We start from the raw sequence: 21,111 nt of genomic DNA on the forward strand, positions 1-21,111 counted from the left end.
TACGGTCGGCAGTCCAGTTGCCCCTTCATTCCAGTTTCATTCCTCAGCACTGGTTTCCTGGAGGCCGAATAGTGGCCTCGATCACTCCATGACGGTAAATCCAACCTCTTTCGCCATGCGCGACAGGTTCTTGAATCCCATCGTCGCATAGGTCAGCGGATTGGCCTTGTTGGGGTCCTGCTCGGCCTCGACGACCAGCCAGCCGCTGTAACCATTGTCGGCCAGCACGCGCAGAATGGCGGGATAGTCGATGAAGCCGTCGCCGGGCACGGTGAAGATCCCGTCCATGACCGCGCCCATGAAACTCATGTCCTCGGCGCGGGCACGCTCGAGCACAGTCTTGCGGGCGTCCTTGCAGTGCACATGCACGACGCGTTTGACCTGCGCCTTGATCAAGGCGAGCGGGTCGCCGCCCGAAAATATCGAATGGCCGGTGTCGTAAAGCAGGCCGACCGCTTCGCCGGTATGCCGCATCAGCAGGCCAACCTCGGCATCGGTCTCGACGATGGTCCCCATATGGTGATGAAAGGCCATGCGCACGCCGAACTCCGCCATTCTTTCGGCGAGTGCCGTGAGCTTGCGGCCATAGGCCGGCCATTCTTCCGGGCTCAGGGCCGGGCGTTGAGAGATCGGTCCCCAGATGGCGTTGTGGCGCCCGCGCGAGGTGTCGGCATAGACGACATGGGTCGAGCCCATATCCTTCAAGAGCTGGAGATGCGGCGTGATCGCATCCATCTCGGCGCCAATATCCTTCTCGTCGCAGCGGCCATCATACCAGCCGGAAATCACCGCGAGGCCATAGCGGTCCATGATCGGCCTGAGCTCGGCCGACCGGCGCGGAAACTTGCCGCCGAGTTCGGTGCCGGCGTAGCCGGCCTGCCTGGTTTCGCTGAGGCAGACTTCAAGCGGCGTATCGCCGCCGAGTTCCGGCACGTCGTCATTGGTCCAGGTGATCGGATTGATGCCGATGCGAACCGTCACGGGCGAGCTCCTGATTGCTTCGATTGGGCAAGGTGGTGGCGGGTCAGCCCAGCCAGCAGCGTCATGTCGCGGCGCGCCTGCTCGGCAGTGTTGCGCACGGTTGAGCCTTCGACGATCGCCGACCAGAAGCCCTTCAACTCCTCGACGAAAGCCTCTTCATAGCCGCTGCGGATGTCGCGGCTGGAAAGCGTGTGGCCGTCGGCGCCGCGGATGGTCAGCCGCGTCGGCTGGTGGTTGAGATAGGGCGAGGGAAATTCCAGCTCGAGGGAGGCATCATCGAAATGGAGCGTGATGCGCTCGCGGTAGTCGGGCAGCCCCGGCGTGGCGACATGGACCATGGTCCACAGGGCCTGGCCATCGAGCAGCCGCACGGCGCCCTGGCCGCCTTCGCCTTTGGCGAAGAACGAGGCGCCGACAATTTCACCGTCGGCGACGCCGAGCGCATCGAGCAAGCCGTGGACGGCGTTCACATCATGGACGATCGACGAAGAATAGGCGCCGACAAAGCCCCGAAAGGCCTCGGGATCGTCGATCCCGGGCACCGCGCGGTCGACCTGCTCGCGCTGCCTGGCTTCGGTCGAGGCAATCAGTTCCGCCGCGACGTCGTCACCTCGGCAAGTGGAGGCGTGCCGGATGAAGGGCCAGGCGTCGGGATCGTTGACCTCGACCGAAATGTAGCGAAGCGTCCGCGCCGTACCGGGCAGCAAGTTCAGCGCCGCCTCGTAGCTCGGGTCGAAACGCTTCATGTAGCCGACCTGGAGCACCTTTCCGGCGCGATCCCTGGCGGCAATCAGTTCGTCGATGTCCTGCGCGCCATAGCAAAGCGGCTTTTCGCAGAAGACATGCAGGCCCTTGGCAAAGGCGGCGAGGCTCTGTTCGCGGTGCAGCGCATCCGGCGAAGCGATGACCACGGCGTCAAGCGGCATGGCGAGCAGCGCGTCGAGATCGGAAAATGTTTCGAGGCCGAATTCCTCTGCGACGAAAGCGCGGACTTTTCGCGACGGATCGTAGACGCCAAGGATCTTGAACTGCCGGTGCAGCTTGAGCAGGTTCGGAATGTGCTCGACCTGGGCGACGCCGCCCGCCCCGATCACTCCCACCCTTATGCACTGCATCGGCCAGCCCCATCTGAACCCGAACGCTTTTTTCTTGAGGGTAGGCTTCCTTTGGTTCCATTGTTAGAACCAGATTCCATTGATTTTTGGGAACCAGATGAAGACCAGCTTTCCCGTCGACGGCATCGCCCTGGATCGCGACAGTCCCGCCAATCTGCACCGGCAGCTCTATGTCCAGTTGCGCGGCCTGATCGAACGGCGCGTGCTGCCGAGCGGGCACGCACTGCCCTCGACACGGGTCATGGCGCGGGATCTGAATGTCGGACGCAACACGGTGATTGCCGCTTGCGACCAGCTGGCGCTGGAGGGTTATCTGGCGATACGTCCGCGCCGACCCTCGGTGGTGATGGATCTGCCGTCGCGTTCGGCAGTTGCCGAACAAATGTCGGTCGAGGACGCCAATCCGCTATCGCGGCGCGGCCAGACCATGCTTGCCCAACCCTATCATCATGGCCGGCCGGGTATGCTTGCCTTCCATCCCGGCATGCCGGACCCGGACAATTTTCCGTTCAACACCTGGTCGAAACTGCTCAGCCGTCGCGCAAAATTCGCCCATATCGATCTTTTCGGCACCTATCACGTCAAAGGCTATCCGCCGCTTTGCGAGGCCATAGCGCGCTATCTCACCGCCTCGCGCGGGGTGAAGTGCACCGCCGAGCAGATCGTCGTGACCAATGGCGCGCAGTCGGCGTTCGATCTCCTGGCCCGGCTGCTGATCGATGACGGCGACACGGTGTGGATGGAGGAGCCTGGCTATTACGGCGCCGGCTCGGCATTCGTCTCGGCCGGCGCGAACCTGGCGCCGCTGCGCGTCAGCAATGCGGGCTGGGATCTCGGTCCGCCCGATGTCGTGCCCCGCATGATCTTCGTGACGCCCTCCTGCCATCACCCGCTCGGCATAACCATGCCGATGGAACAGCGGCTCAATCTGCTGCACATGGCCGAGACCTGGCGTTCGTGGATCATCGAGGACGACTATGACGGCGAATACCGGTTCCAGGGCCAGCCCATTCCGGCACTGCAGGGCATCGGCGCGTCGAACCGCGTGGTCTATGTCGGCACTTTCGCCAAGATCCTTTTCCCGGCCATGCGGCTGGGCTTCATGGTGGCGCCCAAGGCGATCGACCATACGATCGTCTCGGCGCTGAGCGTGAGCGGCCAGTTCGCCCCCTTGCTGACCCAGGCCGCGCTGGCGGACTTCATGAATGAGGGGCATTTCACCCGCCATCTCAGGCGCATGCGGCGGCTCTACGCGGAGAGACGGCAGTTCTTCCTGGAAAGCGCTCAACGGCACCTCGGGGAATGGCTGGATTTCCATGCGACCGAATCCGGCATCCAGGTCGTCGGCATTTTCCGCGACAGATGCAGCGACAGGACAGTTGCCGAGGCGGCGCTCCAGCAAGGCATCAACGTGTCGGCCCTGTCGATCCAGTACCGCCACGGCACGCAGCAGAACGGCCTTGTCATGGGCTTCGCGGCCGCCGATGCGCAGACGACCGAAAGGACGATGCAGAAGTTTCGCACCGTGATGCAAAGCCATTTTTCGCGAATGAATGATCCCGGGTAAGCAACTGGGATTATTCGTTTAAGCCTGGCTCGTGCTGGTGGGTGGCGCTTGCCCAGATCGGCCATCCGTGGCCGACAGCGCACCTCGTCGATCGGCCTGCCAAGTGCGGCGAAGCGCGTGGCTGCTTGCTCGAATGCCGCCACGGCCCGGGTTTTGTTACGCTCGGCGCGGCGCTGCACGCCGCGCGCTTCCCACACGGCAAGGAACCCGGGCTTCGACGAAGGCGGGCGCCGATGGGTTATCACCAGCGCCCGTCTCCGCTTCAGGCCATCTGCAACTGCCTGCGCGGCAGCGGCGGGAAGGCGATCGCTATGCCGGCGGCGCCCAGGCCGATAAGGGCCGAGCCGATGAACAGCCAGTGGTAGCTGGCATAGGCATCGAAGACCATGCCGCCGGCGAGCGGGCCGAGCGCCATGCCGAGGCTGGACAGCATGGTGGCGGCGCCGAACACGGTACCGAGGATGCGCTGGCCGAAATATTCGCGCGCCAGCACGGCATAGAGCGGCATGACGCCGCCATAGGTGGCGCCGAAGATGACGGCCAGCACATAGAACTGGTCGAGCTGGCTGACCGAGAGATAGCCGGCAATGACGATCGCCTGGATCACCAGACCCGCGATCAGCACCGGCTTGACGCCGAGCCGGTCGGCCAGCACGCCGTAGAGAAGCCGGCCGCCCAAGCCGGCGAGGCCCTCGACGCTGTAGATCGTCACCGCCGCCATGGGGGCGACGCCGCACAGCATGGCGTAGCTGACCATATGGAAGATCGGCCCGGAATGGGCGGCACAACAGGCGAAAAAGGTCAGCCCGAGCACGATGAATTGCGGCGAGCGCAGCGCTTGGCCCACGCTCATGCCAGCCCCTTCGGCGACAGGCGCGGAACCGACATCCGCCACAGCGGGCTTTGGCGGCTGGCGCACCAGAAGCACCGCCGGCAGCAGCAGCACCCAGGCCATGATGCCGATGTCGAACATGGCGGTGCGCCATTCATAGGCCGAGATCAACCAGCGGGCGAAAGGCGAGATCGTCATCGGCGCGACGCCCATGCCGGCCGAGACCAGCGAAACCGCAAGGCCGCGGTTGGTGTCGAACCAGGCCGTGGTCAGCGCGATCATCGGTGCGAAGAAGGCGCTGGCGGCAAGCCCGACGAGGACACCATAGCTGATCTGGAAGGTCAGCAGCGAGCCGGCGCGGCTCGCCACCACAAGTGCCAGGCCGAGCAGCACGGCACCGATAGCCACCACGATGCGGGCGCCGAAGCGGTCGGACAGCGCGCCCCAGGCGAAGCCGCCAAGGCCCATGACCAGGAAGTTGAGCGTCATGGCGCTCGAAATGCCGGCGCGCGACCACTGCGTGTCGATCGCCATAGGTTCGAGGAAAATCGCCAGCGAAAACATCGTCCCGATGGCGACACAGGACATCAGCGCACCAGCGGCGACGATGACCCAACGATAGGAAAGGTTCATGCAAATCTCCCATGCCAGAGGGCAGCGCCCAGCGCTGCTTGCGTCCGAAGGACGATGGCACCGAAACCGATCCTACAATCCGGTTGCATTTTTTATCCAGTCCGAAACGCTGCACCAGGCATCCGGGCCGCTCTGTGGCACCGGTCAGATCGGCAGTTCCGACGTGTACTTGATCGTCCAGCTCGGCACGTCGGTCTTGACGTTCTGGACGCCCTTGATGCGGCTCAGATGCTCCGACTGGAAGCGGCGATAGTCGTTGACGTCGGCCGCCACCACGCGCACCAGGGCATCGCAGTCGCCGAGCATCAGGTAGCACTCCATGACCTGGGGCAGCTTGGCCACTTGGCTGGCGAAGTGCTGGACCGTGTCCTCGTCCTGCGTCTTCAGCCAGATGCGGGTGAAGAATGTCAGGCCCTTGCCGATGCTGGCCGGGTTGAGCACGGCGACATAGCGGTCGATGACGCCGGCCTCCTCCAGAAGCTTGACGCGCCGCAGGCAAGGCGAGGGCGACAGGCCGACCTCGTTGGCCAAATCGTTGTTGGCCATGCGGCCGTTGCGTTGCAGTGCCCGCAGGATGCGCTTGTCGATGTCGTCGAGCGTCATGGCTCTGGATTCCATTTTATCGGATATTTGTGACATCCAGTGCCAAACGTAGAGAGAATGCAACAATCTTCGCAACCAAATTGCCGAGAAGTGTGGGTATGTTTGCCGCCGGTATCATGAGAGTTCAAAACCGAGGGAAGCGCTGGCCGCGAGGCCGGCCGACGGCAGAGCATGAGCATTTCACAGGCAGTCGAAGCGGCGGGCGACGGCTCGCGATCCGAGTTCCGCCGGGGCGTGGCGTCCTGCGCGCCGGTGCTGTTAGGCACCATCCCCTATGCGCTGGTGCTTGGCGCCCAGGCGGCCCAGAAAGGGTTGAGCACGCTCGAACTGTCCATGATGACGGGGCTGAACTTCGCCGGCGGCTCGGAATTCGCGGCGATCCAGTTGTGGACGTCGCCGCCGCATATCCTGCTCATCGTCGCCATCACCTTCCTGGTCAACAGCCGCCATCTGCTGATGGGAGCAGCCCTTGCGCCATTCCTGCGCGATCTGCCGCGGCGCAAGGCGTTTCCAGCACTTTTCTTCCTGTGCGACGAAAGCTGGGCGCTGGGCCTGGCCGACGCCAAACAGCGTGCCGCGGCTGATATCACGCCGGTCTTCAGCCCGCGCTACTATATGGGCGCGGCACTGGCGATGTACCTGACCTGGGCTTCCTTCACCACGCTCGGCGCCTTGCTCGGCCCGATGCTCGGTCATGTCGAGACCTATGGTTTCGACATGGCGTTTCCGGCTGTCTTCCTGGTGCTGATGCGCGGCATGTGGAAAAGCGTGGCGGCGGCACGGCCCTGGCTGGTCAGCCTGGTCCTCGCGGCCCTTGTCCATCTCTTCATTCCCGGTGCCTGGTATGTCGCGGCGGGCGCGGTGTCGGGGCTGCTTGCTGCCTGGCTGATGGCAGGTGACGCATGATCGACATGACAACCCTTGTCACCATCGTGCTGATGGCCGGCGTCACCTATCTCACGCGGCTCGGCGGCTATGTGATGCTGCGCAACCGCGAGCTCAGCGCGCGGGCGACCGCGACGATGGAGGCGGCGCCCGGTTGCGTGCTGATCTCGGTCATCGCGCCGGCCTTCGTGTCGCGCAATCCCGCCGACCTTCTGGCGCTGGCCATCACCTTCATCGCGGCGACGCGGCTTTCCATGCTCCCGACCGTGCTGATCGGCGTCGCTGCGGCGGGGCTGCTGAGGCATTTCATGGGCTAAAATGAAAAAGGCAGGCGCGAACGCCTGCCTTTCGAGTTCCGATGATCGAGGCGCCTTACGCGGCAGCGGCGGCCTGCTGGCTGGCGACCACGGCGTCGACCTTGGCGGTCGCCTTGGCGAGCGCCGCGGTGACCGCGTCGGGGCCCATGCCGACGCCTTCGATGCGGATGACGTCGACGTCGGTCATGCCGAGGAAGCCGAGCACGCCGCGCAGATAGGGAATGGCGTGATCGAACTGCACGGCCGCACCTTCCGAATAGATGCCGCCCGAAGCCAGTACGATATAGACCTTCTTACCGGTGACGAGCCCCTTGGGGCCGTTCTCGCCATAGGCAAAGCTGCGGCCGGAGCGGGCGATGTGGTCGACCCAGGACTTCAGCGTCGAGGAGATGTTGAAGTTGATGAAGCCGGTGGCGAGGATCACCGTGTCGGCGGCGAACAACTCGTCGAGCACGACATCGGAGACGCCGACGACTTCAGCCTGGCGCGGGGTGCGCGCTTCGGCCGGCGTGTAGATGCCGGTCGAATAGTCGGCATCGATATGCGGCAGCGGGTTGGCGACGAGGTCGCGCACGACAAGCGTGTTCGACGGATCGGCGGCGAGGAGCTTTTCGGCGAAGTCGGTGGCGATGCGGGTCGAGTGCGAGGCAGCGCCGCGCGGGCTTGAGGTAACGAGAAGAATGGACATGGCGGGTCTCTCCAGTGGAATGAATTGTCCCGCTAGATATGGGATATCCATCCATCAGATAAACTGGTATATTTTATATACGATCCATCCACAAAATAGATACAACGATGCAGCCCAATCCGACACTCGACCAGCTTCAGATATTCGTTGCCGTCGCCGATAGCGGGAGTTTCTCGGCCGCCGGCCGCAAGCTCAACCGGGCGCAATCCGTCATCAGTTATGGCATCGCCAATCTCGAGGCACAGCTGGGGCTGAAGCTGTTCGAACGCGAGGGCACACGCGAGCCGCAACTGACCGAGATCGGCCGGGCGATGCTGGAGGATGCAAGGCGCATGATCGGCGTGCTGCAGCGTATGCGTTCGCGCGTCGATGGCCATCATCATGGGCTGGAGGCCGAAGTGGCGCTGTCGGTCGATGCGACGTTGCCGTCGCCCGTGCTGGTGCGGGTGCTGAAGGCGTTCGAGGCACAGTTTCCGACCGTGATGCTGCGCCTGCATATAGGCTCGCTTGGATTGATCCCCGACCATGTCGTCAATGGACAGGCGGATCTCGGCATTGGCGGCCTGCTGGGCAAGGTCGACGTCCATCTCGTGCGCATCGGCTTCATGTCGATGGTGCCGGCGGCGGCACCCAACCATCCCCTGGCGCTGCTGCCGAAGCCGGTGAAGATCGAGGATGTGCGCGAGCACACGCAACTTGTCGTCACCGATCAGTCCGAACGCACCAAGGGGCGCGACTACGGCGTCTTTGCCTACCGCACCTGGCGGCTTTCGGACATGCGCACCAAGCATACGCTGATGCGCGAGGGGCTGGGCTGGGGTGGGCTGCCGCGCTGGCTGATCGCCGACGACCTGGCCACCGGCCGCCTGGTGGAACTTGATCTCGAACCCTACGAGGAAATCAGTTCGCCATTGTTTGCCATGCACCGCAACGATCGCAGCCCGAAGCCGGCCGCCGCCTGGCTGATCGAACGGTTCAAAAGCGAACTCGGCTGCTTCAACGAGTTCGAGCCGGGCGAGGTGCCTGACGAGGAAGCGCCGGAGACAATCCATCAATCAGCGCCATGAGCACGGCGCGGTAATCCTGCGCCGAAGCGCCGGCCTCGATGGCCAGCGCGGCGCGGTCGAAGGCGGAGGCGAGCAGCGCGGTCAGTGCATCCACCGGCAATCTCGTCATCGTGTTGGCCCGCATCGCCGCGACCAGGCCCTCGCGCAGCGAGCGGTTGCCGTGGCGGTTGTCGATCGCATCCATGGCGGCGCGGCCAAGCACGGCGGGGCCATCAAGCAGCAGCAGCCGCGTGCGGCCGGGCGCGCGCATGGCGTCGAGATAGGCGTCGGATCCAGCGATGAGCGCATCGCGGGCTTCGAGCGAGGATGGCGACGCGCGCTCGATCTCCTGCGCCACCGCCTGTGCCTCCTGATCGACCACGGCGGCGAACAGCGCCTGTTTATCGGCGAAGTGATGGTAGAGCGCGCCGCGCGTCACGCCGGCCGCGGTGACGATCTCCGGCGTGCCGGTCTCGGCATAGGATTTTTCCGTGAACAGTTTTCGCGCCGCCGCGATCAAATCGGCGCGCGTCGCCTCGGTGCGGTCGCGATTGGAACGGCGCGTGGATTCCTGTTGCATACATGCAGCCTGTATGTTAATTCGATTTACATGCAGACTGTATGTTATGTCCACGGAGAAGGAAAGATGAAGACCACGAGCTACTATCCGGTGCTGATGACCGGCGACGTCGCCGGGACGGCGGCCTTCTATGTCGAGCATTTCGGCTTCCGGCCGCTGTTCGAAAGCGACTGGTATGTGCACCTGCAATCGGTGGACAGCAAACGCGTCAATCTCGGCATCGTCCAGGGCGACCACGAGACGATCCCGCAAGAGGGGCGGGGGCGCACCTGCGGCCTGCTGATCAATTTCGAGGTACGCGACCCCGATGCGGTCTATGAGCGGATCCTCGCCGCCGGCCTGCCGATCCTGCGAACGCTGCGCGACGAGCCCTTCGGCCAGCGCCATTTCATCACCAGGGACCCCAACGGCGTGCTGATCGATGTCATCAAGCCGATCCCGCCCAGCGAGGCGTTCCTGGCGCAGTACGCTGAGGGCGCGGCGGGGGTTTGAGGGGCGATCCCTGACAGAAAACTGCCGGCAGATCGTGGTGACGGAGCCGCCGTCTTGTGGTTTTCAAGTCGCGGGTCTTGTTGGCGCTGTCTCCATTTCCCGCAGGTAATAATCCTTGCGGAAAAACATCTTTGCCTGTTGTATTGTTTCAATAATGGCGGCGTCGGGGGATAGCTGTGGCCAATCAACCAAAAAAACGCAGGCGTAACCCGTATACAAAGGACTTCGAGACGGTTCTTCGGACAGAGTATCGTTCAATTATCCGACGCCGCAGGAGGCTGGGCGTCAATGTTTCGAGTGCTAGCAACGGTAAGCCCGACTCCGTCCCCAAGCGTGATCCGGCCTGGCTGTTTGGCGTTGCACTCTCAGGCGGCGGGATAAGATCCGCTTCGTTTTGTCTTGGTGCGCTTCAGGCGCTTGACCAGTACAAGCTCACATCGCGGATCGACTATCTTTCGACCGTATCCGGCGGCGGCTATATCGGATCGGCGATGGTTGCCGATATGACGCGTCAGGAACTCGAAGCCGATATAGCGCGTCAGAACCTAGAACCAGAGAAAAGCTGCGAAGACAAGCCACTCGATTTTCCCTTCGCCTCAGGCGAGCGTGCGTCTGACGTGCACGACAATCAGCTTGTCGGCCACATCCGCGACAACAGCCGTTTTCTGGCACCGGGCGGCTTCCGCGACATCACCCTTTCGGTCGGCATCCTGATGCGTGGCTGGATGGTGAATTTCCTGCTGCTGCTGACATTGCTCCTGCCGCTGGCAACATTCGTCATCCTCACCAACCCGACCACCGACCACCTAGGGCATAGCATCATGCTTGACGTCGCCAACTGGATGTTCGGAGACGATTGGGGAGAGACGGGATGGGCTGCCATTGTGCGATCGACAGTCGCCAATCCGTTTGTGCTGTCCCGTTCGGCCTTGGTGATTTTCGCCGCCTGGCTGGTTGCCTGGGGACTGCGGCGGTCCTACTCCGACAGCTACGCCATCACACGCAAAGGCGAACATCTGGAGCAGGACAGCCTTTGGGCCAAGCATGGTCGCACCTTGCTGCTGGTCACGGCCGGCCTGTTCCTCATCGAAGTTCAGCCCAAGATCATCCTGTGGCTGATCGAGGTGACTTCGCCGAGATTTGGCCATAGGCAAACGACACTCGAAACGCTCAAGGCGCTGATCACAGCTGCCGCGGCCATCGTCACGGCCACCGCGGCTTTCCGGGGCATGTTGATTTCCTGGGTGCAGAAAGCCCTCAACTCGCCGAAGATCGGACACCAGATCCGAGGCTACCTGGCGCGGGCAGCATTTCTGGCGCTCGGACTTGCCTTTCCTCTGCTGATTTATGGTTTCTTTCTGCTGATCACCGTCTGGGGGATCAAGATTTCTCCGATAACGATCTGGGGTTTCGACGTGTCGTGGTTATTTGGCCGTGCCAGCGGCTACGCGTACGGTCCCAAATGGCTGACGGATAACAGCCTTTTCCTGTGCTTGGGCCTCGTTCTTTGCATGGCGCTGTTCCTGACAGTGCGAACATTGTTGGTGCGCCGCTTCGCCAAAAAGGGCAGGTCCGGTCGCCTCAGCAGCTTCTTTGCTGCGATTAGGCACGACTACAATGGTTGGGTGCTCATCAAGGTCTTGCTCTTCTTGGCAAGCTCGGCCGTTTTCGCGGTCGCAGCCAGAATGGCAAAAGGTGCCTGGCAGGATGATGAAGTCACCGTTTTGCTCAACTATCTGGCCATCAATGCCATCGTCATAATAGTGGCTTTCAATTTCACCGAAAATGCCAACGGCCTGCACCGCCTTTACCGCGACCGGCTGCGGTGGGCCTTTCGCCTTGGCGGCAGTGAAGATCAGCCGGACATTGCATTGACTGCTCTTGGCGCAAAGGCACCTTATCTCCTTATAAACGGGACGTTGAATGTCCGTCGGGCCAGGAATTCTCAGCAGAGCACAGGAAGTTCCACTGACCTGCCGGCACCAGATCCGAGCAAGCGGGGACGCAACGCTGAGTTCTTTCTGTTTTCAAAACATTTTATCGGCAGCGAATCCACCGGGTATGCGACCTCGAAAGCTATGACCAAGGAAGAGGGGCAGTTGGATCTCGCGGCGGCGGCGGCGATTTCGGGCGCGGCGATTTCCTCAAGCATGGGGCGCACCAACCTTGGCCTGCTCGGGCCGACGCTGGCGCTGCTCAACCTGCGGTTGGGATTCTGGCTTCCCAACCCGGGCGAGCTTAAGAAGCCTTCCCGGCGCAGTTGGGACGACATATTGCGGCTGTATTTGTTGCACGAAGCGATGGGCCTCCTCAGGTCGGACAGTTCGCGCGTCTACATCACCGACGGCGGCCATATCGACAATATCGGCCTCTACCAACTTCTCAAGCGCAGGTGCAAGCTGATCATCGTGGTCGATGCCGAAGCCGATGCCGGCATGAACTTCGGTGCGTTCACCGATGTCCAGCGCTTCGCGCGGATCGATCTCGGCGTGCGTATCTCGCTGGACTGGCGGCCGGTCAGGGATGCGGCGCTGGCGCGCGACGCCGATCGCGCCAAGATCATCCCGCCGGACTCTCCTCTGCATCTGCGGCATTTCGCAGTGGGCAAGATCCTCTATGAAAATGATCCGGTTGAGGGAATCCTTCTCTATGTCAAGGCGTCGGTAACCGGCGATGAAGCCGACTATGTCCTCGACTATGAGCGCCGCTATCCGCTTTTCCCGAATGAACCGACGAGCGACCAGTTCTTTTCGGAGGAGCAGATGGAGGCCTACCGTGCGCTTGGATTTCACGCTATGCGCGTCGCGCTTCGGGAACGGGAGCAAACCGCCCGTATCCAGGGCGACGACAGCATGCAGGCAAGTCTGGTGACCTTGCTGAAGATGCGTCTGGGCAACCAGGGGCAGCAGATAAGCTAGGGCGGCCCGGCGCTACGCCGGGCCTTTTTCGTGAACCGTGCCGCTCAGCCAGCCCTTGCCACCGGCGTCACCGCCACCTGGCTGACGCCGGTGCGGCGTACCACCGTGCACAGCGTCTCGCGGCCGATGCGCTCGGCGTCGAGCATGCGCACGAGGTCGTCGACGCCGGTGACCGGGCGGCCGTCGATCGCGGCAATGATGTCGCCCTCCTTGAGGCCGGCGTTGGCCGCCGGGCCGTTCTTTTCGACGCTGCGCAGCCGCACGGCCGTGCTGGTCGACACTTGCGACAACAGCGCCGCGCGGCGCGGCAGATTGGTGGTGTCGGCGGAGACGCCGATGAAGGCGCGCCGCACGCGGCCGAAGCGGATGATCTCCGAAATGACGAAATTGGCGGTGTTGGAGGCGACCGCGAAGGCAATGCCTTGCGCGCCGTGGATCATGGCGGTGTTGACGCCGATGACCTCGCCGGCCGACGACACCAGCGGCCCGCCGGAATTGCCGGGATTGAGCGCGGCATCGGTCTGGATGACGTCGTCGATCAGCCGGCCGGTCGAAGCGCGCATCGAGCGGCCGAGCGCCGAGACGACACCCGAGGTGACCGTCCATTCGAAGCCGAGCGGATTGCCGATGGCGATGGCGATCTGGCCGCGACGCAGCCGCTTGGAATCGCCGAGCGGCGCGACGTCAGTGAAGCTGCCATCGGCGCGCACCAGCGCGATATCGGTGTCGGGATCGCGGCCGAGCACGCGACCCTCGCGTGAGGCGCCGTCGGGCATCGACACGCGCACCGTCCTGGCGTCGCCGACGACATGGAAATTGGTGACGACCAGCCCGTCCGGCGCGATGACGAAGCCGGAACCATGGCCGCCCTGGCCGCCAATGCGCTCGATGCGGCAGACGGCCGGGCCGATGCGGTCGACCGCGTCCGCGACCGTCATGGAATAGGCGTCGAGCAGCGTGTCATCGGTTTGGAAATTGGCGATGGCGAGGGCCATGGATGGGCTCCGTGTTTTCAGGCTTGATCGTGACTATATGTGCGGAGCGGCTGGAACGGCCGCGACCTGACCAGATGGCCAGTCAAACCGCCAACTAGCCGTCAGGCGAGTACCTCCAGGGGCGCCGTCGGGCGATATCTGGGACATGACGAACCCCAGGAGACATCCATGAGCGATTTCAATTTGAATGCATTTTCGCAAGCCGTTGCCGACCTCGCCGCCAAGGCGGCGCCAGCAATGGCGAGCTTCGCCACCCACCACCATCGCACGGCAAGCGCCTTCCACTGGAGCGACGGCTATTTCGTCACCGCCGAGGAGACTGTCGAGGCCGGCGAGGAGATCGAGCTGACGCTGGCCTCTGGCGGGACGGTGAAGGCCGAACTGGTCGGCCGCGACCCGTCGACGGGCGTTGCCCTGTTGAAGCCCGCGGATGCGGCCGGCGTGCCTATCCTTGCCAGGGCCGATGCCGTTCGGCCGGGCAACATTGCCATCGCCATCGGCAACAGCCAGGGCTCGGCGCTGGCGGTGTCGGGCTCGGTCGGTGAAGTCGGGCCGGCCTGGCGCTCGATGCGCGGCGGCACGATCGACAGGCTCATCCATCTGGCTGTCGGCGCCGGCGGCCGCTTCGAGGGCGGCCCGGTGCTGGACGCCAAGGGCGCGCTGATCGGCATGCTGTTGTTCGGGCCGCGCGGGCGTGCGCTGGTCATGCCCTATGAGACGATCGAGCGGGCAGTGGCGACATTGCGTGAAAAGGGCCACGTCGCGCGCGGCTATCTCGGCGCTGGCCTCCATCCGGTGCGCGACCGCGACGCCCATGGCGCGATGGTGATGAGCCTCGACGACGCCGGTCCGGCCAAGGCCGCCGGCCTGTCGCTGGGCGACATCATCGTGGCGTGGAACGGCGAGGCCGTGCATGGCCCGCGCGACCTGATCCGTCGGCTCGGCCCTGACAGCGCCGGTGCTTCCGTGACGCTTGGCGTGGTGCGTGGCGGTGAACAGCGCGACGTGACATTGACGATCGGCGAAAAGCCGCTGAGCTGAGAGGATTGATGGAAACGCTCGCCGGCGACCGGATCGTGAGCAACAGGGCCGCTTCGCGGCAACTGGTGGTGCTGATTGCGCTTGGCGATGCCGCGCGCGCCGAGCGCCTGGCCGCCACGCTTGCCGCCAGCGACGACCTGCTGCCGGTGGCGGCCGGCGGCGGCAGGGCCGATGTCGCCATCATCGATGACAGGAGCGGAGATGCCGTGCCGGCCTCCACACCGCGCGTGCTGCTGTCAGGACGCACCGGCGGCGGGCGGCCCGCCGGTGAGGTGTTTGCGGTCATTCCGGCGGGCGCCGACGATCTGCTGATCGCCGCGGCGGCGCGGCTGGCGGCGGCCGGCTATCGCGTCACGGGCGAGGGCAGAAGCGGACACCATGAGGATTTCCATACGGGCGAAAGCGAGCCGTTCGAGGATGACGTCCTGGACGAGCATGCCGCCCGGCCAGCGCTGTCGCCGCGCGAGGCCGAAGTGCTGGCGCTGCTCGCCGAAGGCGCGCCCAACAAGGTGATCGCGCGGCGACTCAACATTTCCGTGCACACGGCGAAATTCCACGTCGCGGCGATCCTGATCAAGCTGGGGGCGGCCAACCGCACCGATGCCATTGCGATTGCGATGCGGCAGGGGCTGGTGCTGGTTTAGGGGCCGACGTCAGGCAGATATGGCGGTCATATTCAAAGTCAGCGCTGCCCCTCATCCGCCTGCCGGCACCTTCTCCCCGTATAGTGACGGGGAGAAGGAAGCTACCGCGACCTCGCCGCTCCTCTTGCTGCGTTGATGATTGGCGAAGGCCGCGATGATAGCGTCTTTCTCCCCGTCACTATACGGGGAGAAATGCCTGGCAGGGCAATGAGGGGCAGCGCGACCCTGTGGATGAGATCATCATCTAGTGGGAATTCCGAGTTCGTCGTAACCGAGTATCTCATCCTCGGTCATTGGGGGATCCCGCATTGGTACCCGACTTGCTCGCTCTGAAATTTCCCTAAGCTTCACGATCAGGTCAGATTCGTGCTGCCGGGACGCCGCGTTTTCTCGATCAAGTGCATTCTCCAGGCTCTGCCGAATCGCTTCCGTCAGCGACACGCCGCGGCTGCGTGCAAGCTCGCGCGCCAACTGCTCCACTTCGGCATTCTTGATCGACAACGCCATTGATGATCTCCCATTCGCAATGGAATTATATGCTAAATCCTGTTGTAGTTTCACACCGTTTTGCGGCCACCTCGGCATAAGACCCTCCGCAGCGTCACCATGGCGTTGCGTCGCGAACTCTTGTATCCGGCAGCGGCACGGGCAAGGATCGCGCGGACGAAGAGATATCAGGGAAGCGGAGGATAAATGTCGCTCAAGGGAAAGACGCTGTTCATCTCCGGCGGGTCGCGCGGCATCGGGCTGGCGATTGCGCTGCGGGCGGCGCGCGACGGCGCCAATGTGACGATCGCCGCCAAGACCGCCGAACCGCATCCCAAGCTGCCGGGCACGATCTACAGCGCGGCGCAGGAGATCGAGCAGGCCGGCGGCAAGGCGCTGCCTGTGCTGTGCGACATCCGCGAGGAGGCGCAGGTGGCCGAGGCTGTTGCAAAGACGGTGGAGAAATTCGGCGGCATCGATATCTGCGTCAACAATGCCAGCGCCATCCAGCTCACCGGCACGCTGGAGACCGACATGAAGCGCTACGACCTGATGCATCAGATCAACACGCGCGGCACCTTCCTGGTCTCCAAAATGTGCATTCCACACCTGAAGTTAGCCGATAATCCTCACATCCTGAATCTGGCGCCGCCGCTCGATATGAAGGCCAAGTGGTTCAAGAACCATGTCCCCTACACCATGGCCAAGTTCGGCATGTCGATGTGCACGCTGGGGATGAGCGCGGAGTTCGCCAAGGACGGCATCGCGGTCAATTCGCTGTGGCCGATCTCGACCATCGACACGGCGGCGGTGCGCAACCTGCTCGGCGGTGCGACGGTCGCGGCGATGAGCCGTTCGCCCGACATCATGGCCGACGCCGCGTGCGCCATCTTCATGCGGCCGTCGCGCGAGGCATCCGGCAATTTCTACATCGACGAAGAAGTGCTGCGCGCCGAGGGCGTCAGCGACTTTTCGATCTATGCGCCCGGCGCGGCCGGACCGCTGGCAGGCGATTTTTTCGTGCCCGACGAGGTGTTCGCCCGCACGGACAGCAAGATCAAGAGCATCTACTAGCTCGTCAACGCAGGACATATCACTTCGAGATTGGCTCCAACAGTTTCGTCATTCTGGGGCGAAGCAAGGAGCGAAGCGACGCGGCGCAGACCCCAGAATCCATGCCGGGACTCTGGCGTGTCGCCACGGTGCAGAATTCTGCGCCGCCGCACTCTACGGCCGAGAGCACGGAATGGATCCTAGGGTCTTCGCGACGCCGCTACGCGGCTGCTCCGCTCTAGGATGACGAAGTCGGGGCCGCCTTGGCCAGTCTGTGACGAGGGTCAGCCTGCCTTGCCCTTCTTGCCTTTGCTCAGACCCATAAGCCGATCGATATAGGCCAGCATCAGCGCCGAGACGACGAAGGCGAGGTGGATGATGGTCAGACCAGGCCGTCGCTCTTTGCAAGATGGATCCAAAGCAAAAAACCCCGCCGGAGAGGGCCGGCGGGGCTCAATACGTCCCGCTGGAGTCGGGACGGGGCAGGGAACGCCCAGCCCTGAATCTGGGGTCAGCAAGCCTGTGATTCAATGAGCCGCTTCCGATGCCGGTACAAATCTTCTTGAGCCCGGGGGCTGGACCCGAGCCTTTCCCATCCCCGATCGAGCCGGGGATGGGTGCTTTTCGCATTGAGTCCGCAAACCAGGTCATGGTTTTGAAATCATGACCTAATTGTTGCTGGCGACCGGTGCCACCAGCGAGGTGATGCGGCGGATGGCGACACGCCGGTTCTCGCGGTTGGGCGCCGAGGTGTTGACCTTCAGATACTGCTCGCCATAGCCTTGCGTCGTCAGGTTCTCCGGCGGGATGCCAAAGGCATTGGTCAGCGCTTCGGCAACCGCTTCGGCGCGGCGGTCCGACAGAGCAAGGTTCGCTTCCGGCGTGCCGACGGCGTCGGTGTGGCCCTCGATCAGGAAGGTCTCGGCCGGGTTCTTCTTCAGCAGTTTCTCCATGGCGCTAGCGACGCCCTCGAGCTTTTGCACCTCGGTGTCGGAGATCGAGGAGGAGCCGAATTCGAAGTTCAGCGTGTCGAGGTCGACGCGGCGTGCAATGTCGCGCACGCGGGCCGAACGCTTGACCTCGTCGATCGAATAGAGACGCTGGACCCTCTCCACCGGCGGCTGGTCGAGGAAGGTGTAGTAGTCGTCGGGACTCTCGACATCCTCCGAATCCAGGATGTAATCGCGGCGCGGGATGGTCAGCCGCATCGGCGGCAGGTCGTCGCCGGGATCGCGCCAGTCGCCCTCATCCTGATAGTCCCGCTCGTCGACATAGCTCAGCACATATTCGCGCCCATCCGGCGTGATGCGCGAACGCTGGATGACATCGCCGTAACGGTTGCGGATGGTGACGATCTGGACGCCATTGTCGCGCTGGACCGTCTCGCGTGTACGGCCCTGCGACAGATCCTCGTAATAGACGTCCTTGGCGCCGCGGTTCATCCGCGAGCCCTCATTGCTCTGCACGATCGTCTGGCCGCCGAGCTGGATGATGACGCGGTCGCCGATCTCCTTGAGCACGTCGACGCCCTTGGGACGACGGCGGTCGCGGATGTTCTCGTCGGGGGCCCGGTCGAGGCGCTTGCCCTTCTCTTCCGTTACCGGGACGAGCGTTTCAGGCTTGATCGCTTGCTGGGCTGACTTGTCGTCGGTTGGAGGCGGGCCTTGGTCGACAGGAGCGACCGCCGGCTTCTGGCCCTGGTCGCCGCCTTGCTGGGCGTTCTGGCCACCATTCTGCTGTTCGCCATTCTGCTGGCCGTTCTGGTCGCCATGCTTGCGGCCGCCGCCCTTGCGCTGGGCATCCTTCTGGCTGTCGAGGATGGGCGCAGCGTTCTTGTCGGCGGGCGCTTCGCCCTGCACGGGGTTTTCGCCCTGGGCAGGCGCGGCCGTGTTGCCATTGGCGGGCTGTTCACCGGTTGCCGGCTTCACGCCATTGGCCGGTTGCTCGCCCGTCGCGGGCTGCTTGCCGGTCTGCGGCTGTTCGCCTGTCGCCGGCTGCTCGCCATTCGCGGGCTGTTCGCCCGCCGGCTTCCTGCCGTGCTTCTTTGTCTTGTCCTGGGGCTGCTCGCCCTGGACCGGCTGTTCGCCGGCAGGCGCGGGTTCAACCTTCGGCGTCACTGCTTCGCCGGCCGGAGCTTCTTTCGGCGCAGGGGCGGCTTCCGGCGTCACTACAGGGGCAGCAGGCGCCTCCTTCTGCTGATCCTGCTTGTGTTTCCTGCCGGGCTTGACTGGCTGGTTGTCGTTGGCGGGCTGTGCCTCACCAGCCGGAGCCTGTTCGGCCGGCGCCTGCTCGGTCTGCTGCTGCTGGTCGCGCTTCTTCCTGCGCGGCTGCTGCTCTTCGGCGGGTGCCGCCTGTTCAGCCGGCGCCTGTTCGGTCTGCTGCTGCTGGTCGCGCTTCTTCCTGCGCGGCTGCTGCTCTTCGGCGGGGGCCGCCTGTTCAGCCGGCGCCTGTTCGGTCTGCTGCTGCTGGTCGCGCTTCTTCCTGCGCGGCTGCTGCTCTTCGACGGGTGCCGCCTGTTCGGCCGGCGCCTGCTCGGCCTGTTGCTGCTGATCGCGCTTCTTCCTGCGCGGCTGTTGCTCTTCGGCGGGTGCCGCCTGCTCGGCCGGCGCCTGCTCGGTCTGCTGCTGCTGTTCGTGCTTCTTCTTGCGGGGCTGCTGCTCCTCGGCGGGTGGAGCAGGCTGTTCGGCGGCAGGGGCTGCCTGCTCGGCCGGCGCCTGTCGGGCCTGCTGATCGCGCTTCTTCTTGCGCGGCTGCTCCTGGTCGGCCGGCTGCGCCTCGTCGGTCGGTGCGTCCTGTGCCAGGATCAGCGGCGTTCCACCACCTTGCATGGGGCCGAACGAGGCACTTCCCTGAAGCGGGAACGCGCCCAACGGCGCGGATGCCATCAACAGGCCAAGTGCGGTGCCTGCCAGAATCCATGGTTGGCGTTTCATCGAAAACTCTCCTTGTGGGGTCCCATCCTTGCCGAAACCGATCTTAGCCCGATTGGTTCCGGTTTGGCGGGGATAGACACCGTACAGGGCGATTGGCCGGCCTTTTGAAGGCAACTTCATGTCATTCGGGCGGGTTGCGGCCGCATTTCAACCGTCGTCGCGCTTGACCTCGGCGGCGGCTGGGGCCACATCCCCAAAATGAAAACGCCGTTCTGGAAAACAAAGACGTTGGAGCAGATGAGCCCGGCCGAGTGGGAATCGCTGTGCGATGGCTGCGGCAAATGCTGCCTGTCGAAGCTCGAGGACGAGGATACCGGCGAGATCTACTGGACCAGTGTCGGCTGCCGGCTGTTCGACGCGCAGACCTGCCGCTGTTCAGACTACGCCAACCGGCTGGCGCGCGTCCCCGATTGCGTCGGGCTGACGCCGCAGAATGTGCGTACCATCAGCTGGCTGCCAAGCACCTGCGCCTACCGGCTGGTGGCCGAGGGTCGCGACCTCTATTGGTGGCACCGGCTGGTGTCGGGCAGTGCGGAGACCGTGCATGAGGCCGGCATCTCGATGCGCGGCCGGGTCAAGGCGAGCGAAACCGATCTAGCCGAGCCCGAAGATTATTTTGACTATATGCTCGACGACGAGCCTTGAGGTCCGCCTCAATACGGCTCCCGACAAGGAACACGAGCAGGAATTTTTGGGCGCGCATTGTCCGAAACCTGGCGACGATTTCCTTTTCCCGCCACATGAACCGCAGATGAACGGCGGGTTCGTAAACAGTTCAGCCAGGCTGGCGCATTCTCCCATCATCGCTTTCAAGAGGACGGGCACAAGCCCGCAACAAGGAGAAGACCATGTTCAACACGGTGAAAACGGCAGCGCTCTCGGCCCTGGTCGGCCTCGGCGCGCTGACGGCCATTCCTGCCCATGCCGACAGTCTCTATCTCGGCTTCGGCAACAACCAGGATCCGCGCTTCGGCGTCTATACCGGCGACGACGGCTATCGGCATCGCCGCGATGAGCGCCGCGACGACTGGCGGGGTGACGATTGGCGCCGCGACGGCTGGCGCCGCGGCTGTTCGCCGGATCGCGCCCTCGACAAGGCGGAGCGCATGGGCCTCTACCGGGCCCGCATCGTCGACGTCAACCGCCGCGTGGTCAAGGTCATGGGCCGCCAGGACGGCGACCGCGTCGTCATCGTGTTCGCCAACCAACGCGGTTGCCCGGTTATCTATCGCTGAAGCTGCAAATCGGAGCGGCATCCTCTTCTTCGAAGATGAGCCTGGAGACATGACCCCTAGGGGGGGC

General features: G+C 63.9%; 21 protein-coding genes. 11 read left to right on the forward strand and 10 right to left on the reverse strand.

Annotation, left to right across the window (positions count from 1 at the left end; translation table 11 throughout):
• Window positions 1-81: 81 nt before the first annotated feature.
• Both iolE and FJV83_RS08380 read right to left on the reverse strand, forming a co-directional pair.
• Window positions 82-981, reverse strand: coding sequence for a myo-inosose-2 dehydratase (gene iolE / locus FJV83_RS08375; RefSeq protein WP_095773660.1), 900 nt, complete (start codon window positions 979-981; stop codon window positions 82-84).
• Window positions 978-2,096: a Gfo/Idh/MocA family oxidoreductase gene (locus FJV83_RS08380; RefSeq protein ID WP_142885987.1), complete on the reverse strand. Its 1,119-nt coding sequence runs from the start codon at window positions 2,094-2,096 to the stop codon at window positions 978-980. Before FJV83_RS08380 ends, iolE begins: the two co-directional genes overlap by 4 nt.
• 97 nt (window positions 2,097-2,193) lie before the next feature.
• Here FJV83_RS08380 and FJV83_RS08385 point away from each other — a divergent pair, with 97 nt between their 5' ends.
• Entirely contained in the window at window positions 2,194-3,663 is a 1,470-nt protein-coding gene (locus FJV83_RS08385) for a PLP-dependent aminotransferase family protein (protein ID WP_095789155.1), read from the forward strand.
• 262 nt (window positions 3,664-3,925) lie between these two features.
• Here FJV83_RS08385 and FJV83_RS08390 read toward each other — a convergent pair whose 3' ends face one another.
• Together FJV83_RS08390 and FJV83_RS08395 are read right to left on the reverse strand one after the other, a co-directional pair.
• On the reverse strand, window positions 3,926-5,128 hold the full coding sequence (locus FJV83_RS08390) for an MFS transporter (protein WP_095789156.1): 1,203 nt from the start codon (window positions 5,126-5,128) through the stop codon (window positions 3,926-3,928).
• 144 nt (window positions 5,129-5,272) lie between these two features.
• Window positions 5,273-5,731 carry an Lrp/AsnC family transcriptional regulator gene (locus FJV83_RS08395; RefSeq protein ID WP_142885986.1) on the reverse strand — a complete coding sequence of 153 codons (459 nt, stop codon included), beginning with the start codon at window positions 5,729-5,731 and terminating at the stop codon, window positions 5,273-5,275.
• 171 nt (window positions 5,732-5,902) lie between these two features.
• On the opposite strand from FJV83_RS08395, the gene FJV83_RS08400 reads away from it, so the two are divergent.
• Entirely contained in the window at window positions 5,903-6,637 is a 735-nt protein-coding gene (locus FJV83_RS08400) for an AzlC family ABC transporter permease (RefSeq protein WP_142885985.1), read from the forward strand.
• Complete coding sequence (locus FJV83_RS08405; RefSeq protein ID WP_142885984.1) at window positions 6,634-6,933, forward strand: AzlD family protein; 300 nt, start codon at window positions 6,634-6,636, stop codon at window positions 6,931-6,933. Before FJV83_RS08400 ends, FJV83_RS08405 begins: the two co-directional genes overlap by 4 nt.
• A gap of 55 nt (window positions 6,934-6,988) precedes the next feature.
• On the opposite strand, the gene FJV83_RS08410 is transcribed toward FJV83_RS08405, so the two are convergent.
• Window positions 6,989-7,621 (reverse strand): FMN-dependent NADH-azoreductase, encoded by a 633-nt coding sequence (locus tag FJV83_RS08410; protein WP_142885983.1) that lies wholly within the window; start codon window positions 7,619-7,621, stop codon window positions 6,989-6,991.
• Between the two features lie 107 nt (window positions 7,622-7,728).
• Between FJV83_RS08410 and FJV83_RS08415 the strand changes: the two genes are divergently transcribed.
• Entirely contained in the window at window positions 7,729-8,688 is a 960-nt protein-coding gene (locus tag FJV83_RS08415; RefSeq protein ID WP_095773667.1) for a LysR family transcriptional regulator, read from the forward strand.
• Here FJV83_RS08415 and FJV83_RS08420 read toward each other — a convergent pair.
• On the reverse strand, window positions 8,618-9,247 hold the full coding sequence (locus FJV83_RS08420) for a TetR/AcrR family transcriptional regulator (RefSeq protein ID WP_095773668.1): 630 nt from the start codon (window positions 9,245-9,247) through the stop codon (window positions 8,618-8,620). The genes FJV83_RS08415 and FJV83_RS08420 overlap by 71 nt on opposite strands.
• Window positions 9,248-9,313: 66 nt before the next feature.
• Between FJV83_RS08420 and FJV83_RS08425 the strand changes: the two genes are divergently transcribed.
• Window positions 9,314-9,739, forward strand: a complete 426-nt coding sequence (locus FJV83_RS08425) for a VOC family protein (RefSeq protein ID WP_142885982.1) — start codon at window positions 9,314-9,316, stop codon at window positions 9,737-9,739.
• Window positions 9,740-9,915: 176 nt separating this feature from the next.
• Window positions 9,916-12,657: a patatin-like phospholipase family protein gene (locus FJV83_RS08430; protein ID WP_185973384.1), complete on the forward strand. Its 2,742-nt coding sequence runs from the start codon at window positions 9,916-9,918 to the stop codon at window positions 12,655-12,657.
• Between the two features lie 44 nt (window positions 12,658-12,701).
• On the opposite strand, the gene FJV83_RS08435 is transcribed toward FJV83_RS08430, so the two are convergent.
• A complete protein-coding gene (locus tag FJV83_RS08435; protein WP_142885980.1) occupies window positions 12,702-13,652 on the reverse strand; it encodes a trypsin-like peptidase domain-containing protein in 951 nt (316 codons plus the stop codon).
• A gap of 168 nt (window positions 13,653-13,820) precedes the next feature.
• Here FJV83_RS08435 and FJV83_RS08440 point away from each other — a divergent pair, with 168 nt between their 5' ends.
• Entirely contained in the window at window positions 13,821-14,693 is an 873-nt protein-coding gene (locus FJV83_RS08440; protein WP_142885979.1) for a S1C family serine protease, read from the forward strand.
• An 8-nt stretch (window positions 14,694-14,701) separates the two neighbouring features.
• Entirely contained in the window at window positions 14,702-15,337 is a 636-nt protein-coding gene (locus tag FJV83_RS08445; RefSeq protein WP_142885978.1) for a helix-turn-helix transcriptional regulator, read from the forward strand.
• A 240-nt stretch (window positions 15,338-15,577) separates the two neighbouring features.
• Here the strand turns inward: FJV83_RS08445 and FJV83_RS08450 are convergent, their stop codons facing one another.
• Window positions 15,578-15,844: a type II toxin-antitoxin system VapB family antitoxin gene (locus FJV83_RS08450; RefSeq protein WP_095789163.1), complete on the reverse strand. Its 267-nt coding sequence runs from the start codon at window positions 15,842-15,844 to the stop codon at window positions 15,578-15,580.
• A gap of 186 nt (window positions 15,845-16,030) precedes the next feature.
• Between FJV83_RS08450 and FJV83_RS08455 the strand changes: the two genes are divergently transcribed.
• Window positions 16,031-16,897, forward strand: a complete 867-nt coding sequence (locus FJV83_RS08455; RefSeq protein ID WP_142885977.1) for an NAD(P)-dependent oxidoreductase — start codon at window positions 16,031-16,033, stop codon at window positions 16,895-16,897.
• 263 nt (window positions 16,898-17,160) lie between these two features.
• On the opposite strand, the gene FJV83_RS37510 is transcribed toward FJV83_RS08455, so the two are convergent.
• On the reverse strand, window positions 17,161-17,295 hold the full coding sequence (locus tag FJV83_RS37510) for a hypothetical protein (protein WP_280951033.1): 135 nt from the start codon (window positions 17,293-17,295) through the stop codon (window positions 17,161-17,163).
• 249 nt (window positions 17,296-17,544) lie between these two features.
• Entirely contained in the window at window positions 17,545-19,809 is a 2,265-nt protein-coding gene (locus FJV83_RS08460; protein WP_142885976.1) for an OmpA family protein, read from the reverse strand.
• A gap of 198 nt (window positions 19,810-20,007) precedes the next feature.
• Between FJV83_RS08460 and FJV83_RS08465 the strand changes: the two genes are divergently transcribed.
• Together FJV83_RS08465 and FJV83_RS08470 are read left to right on the forward strand one after the other, a co-directional pair.
• On the forward strand, window positions 20,008-20,454 hold the full coding sequence (locus tag FJV83_RS08465) for a YcgN family cysteine cluster protein (protein WP_095773677.1): 447 nt from the start codon (window positions 20,008-20,010) through the stop codon (window positions 20,452-20,454).
• A gap of 203 nt (window positions 20,455-20,657) precedes the next feature.
• Window positions 20,658-21,044: a hypothetical protein gene (locus FJV83_RS08470; protein ID WP_095789166.1), complete on the forward strand. Its 387-nt coding sequence runs from the start codon at window positions 20,658-20,660 to the stop codon at window positions 21,042-21,044.
• Window positions 21,045-21,111 lie beyond the last annotated feature (67 nt).

Source organism: Mesorhizobium sp. WSM4307, assembly GCF_007003945.1.
Classification (GTDB): domain Bacteria; phylum Pseudomonadota; class Alphaproteobacteria; order Rhizobiales; family Rhizobiaceae; genus Mesorhizobium.

Coding starts and splice junctions, on each gene's coding strand:
- FJV83_RS08415 (WP_095773667.1), top strand. CDS start 7,729: ATGCAGCCCAATCCGACACTCGACCAGCTTCAGATATTCGTTGCCGTC.
- FJV83_RS08410 (WP_142885983.1), bottom strand. CDS start 7,621: ATGTCCATTCTTCTCGTTACCTCAAGCCCGCGCGGCGCTGCCTCGCAC.
- FJV83_RS08460 (WP_142885976.1), bottom strand. CDS start 19,809: ATGAAACGCCAACCATGGATTCTGGCAGGCACCGCACTTGGCCTGTTG.
- FJV83_RS08425 (WP_142885982.1), top strand. CDS start 9,314: ATGAAGACCACGAGCTACTATCCGGTGCTGATGACCGGCGACGTCGCC.
- FJV83_RS08435 (WP_142885980.1), bottom strand. CDS start 13,652: ATGGCCCTCGCCATCGCCAATTTCCAAACCGATGACACGCTGCTCGAC.
- FJV83_RS08450 (WP_095789163.1), bottom strand. CDS start 15,844: ATGGCGTTGTCGATCAAGAATGCCGAAGTGGAGCAGTTGGCGCGCGAG.
- FJV83_RS08380 (WP_142885987.1), bottom strand. CDS start 2,096: ATGCAGTGCATAAGGGTGGGAGTGATCGGGGCGGGCGGCGTCGCCCAG.
- FJV83_RS08470 (WP_095789166.1), top strand. CDS start 20,658: ATGTTCAACACGGTGAAAACGGCAGCGCTCTCGGCCCTGGTCGGCCTC.
- FJV83_RS08400 (WP_142885985.1), top strand. CDS start 5,903: ATGAGCATTTCACAGGCAGTCGAAGCGGCGGGCGACGGCTCGCGATCC.
- FJV83_RS08395 (WP_142885986.1), bottom strand. CDS start 5,731: ATGACGCTCGACGACATCGACAAGCGCATCCTGCGGGCACTGCAACGC.
- FJV83_RS08385 (WP_095789155.1), top strand. CDS start 2,194: ATGAAGACCAGCTTTCCCGTCGACGGCATCGCCCTGGATCGCGACAGT.
- FJV83_RS08405 (WP_142885984.1), top strand. CDS start 6,634: ATGATCGACATGACAACCCTTGTCACCATCGTGCTGATGGCCGGCGTC.
- FJV83_RS08465 (WP_095773677.1), top strand. CDS start 20,008: ATGAAAACGCCGTTCTGGAAAACAAAGACGTTGGAGCAGATGAGCCCG.
- FJV83_RS08445 (WP_142885978.1), top strand. CDS start 14,702: ATGGAAACGCTCGCCGGCGACCGGATCGTGAGCAACAGGGCCGCTTCG.
- FJV83_RS08390 (WP_095789156.1), bottom strand. CDS start 5,128: ATGAACCTTTCCTATCGTTGGGTCATCGTCGCCGCTGGTGCGCTGATG.
- FJV83_RS08420 (WP_095773668.1), bottom strand. CDS start 9,247: ATGCAACAGGAATCCACGCGCCGTTCCAATCGCGACCGCACCGAGGCG.
- FJV83_RS08455 (WP_142885977.1), top strand. CDS start 16,031: ATGTCGCTCAAGGGAAAGACGCTGTTCATCTCCGGCGGGTCGCGCGGC.
- FJV83_RS08440 (WP_142885979.1), top strand. CDS start 13,821: ATGAGCGATTTCAATTTGAATGCATTTTCGCAAGCCGTTGCCGACCTC.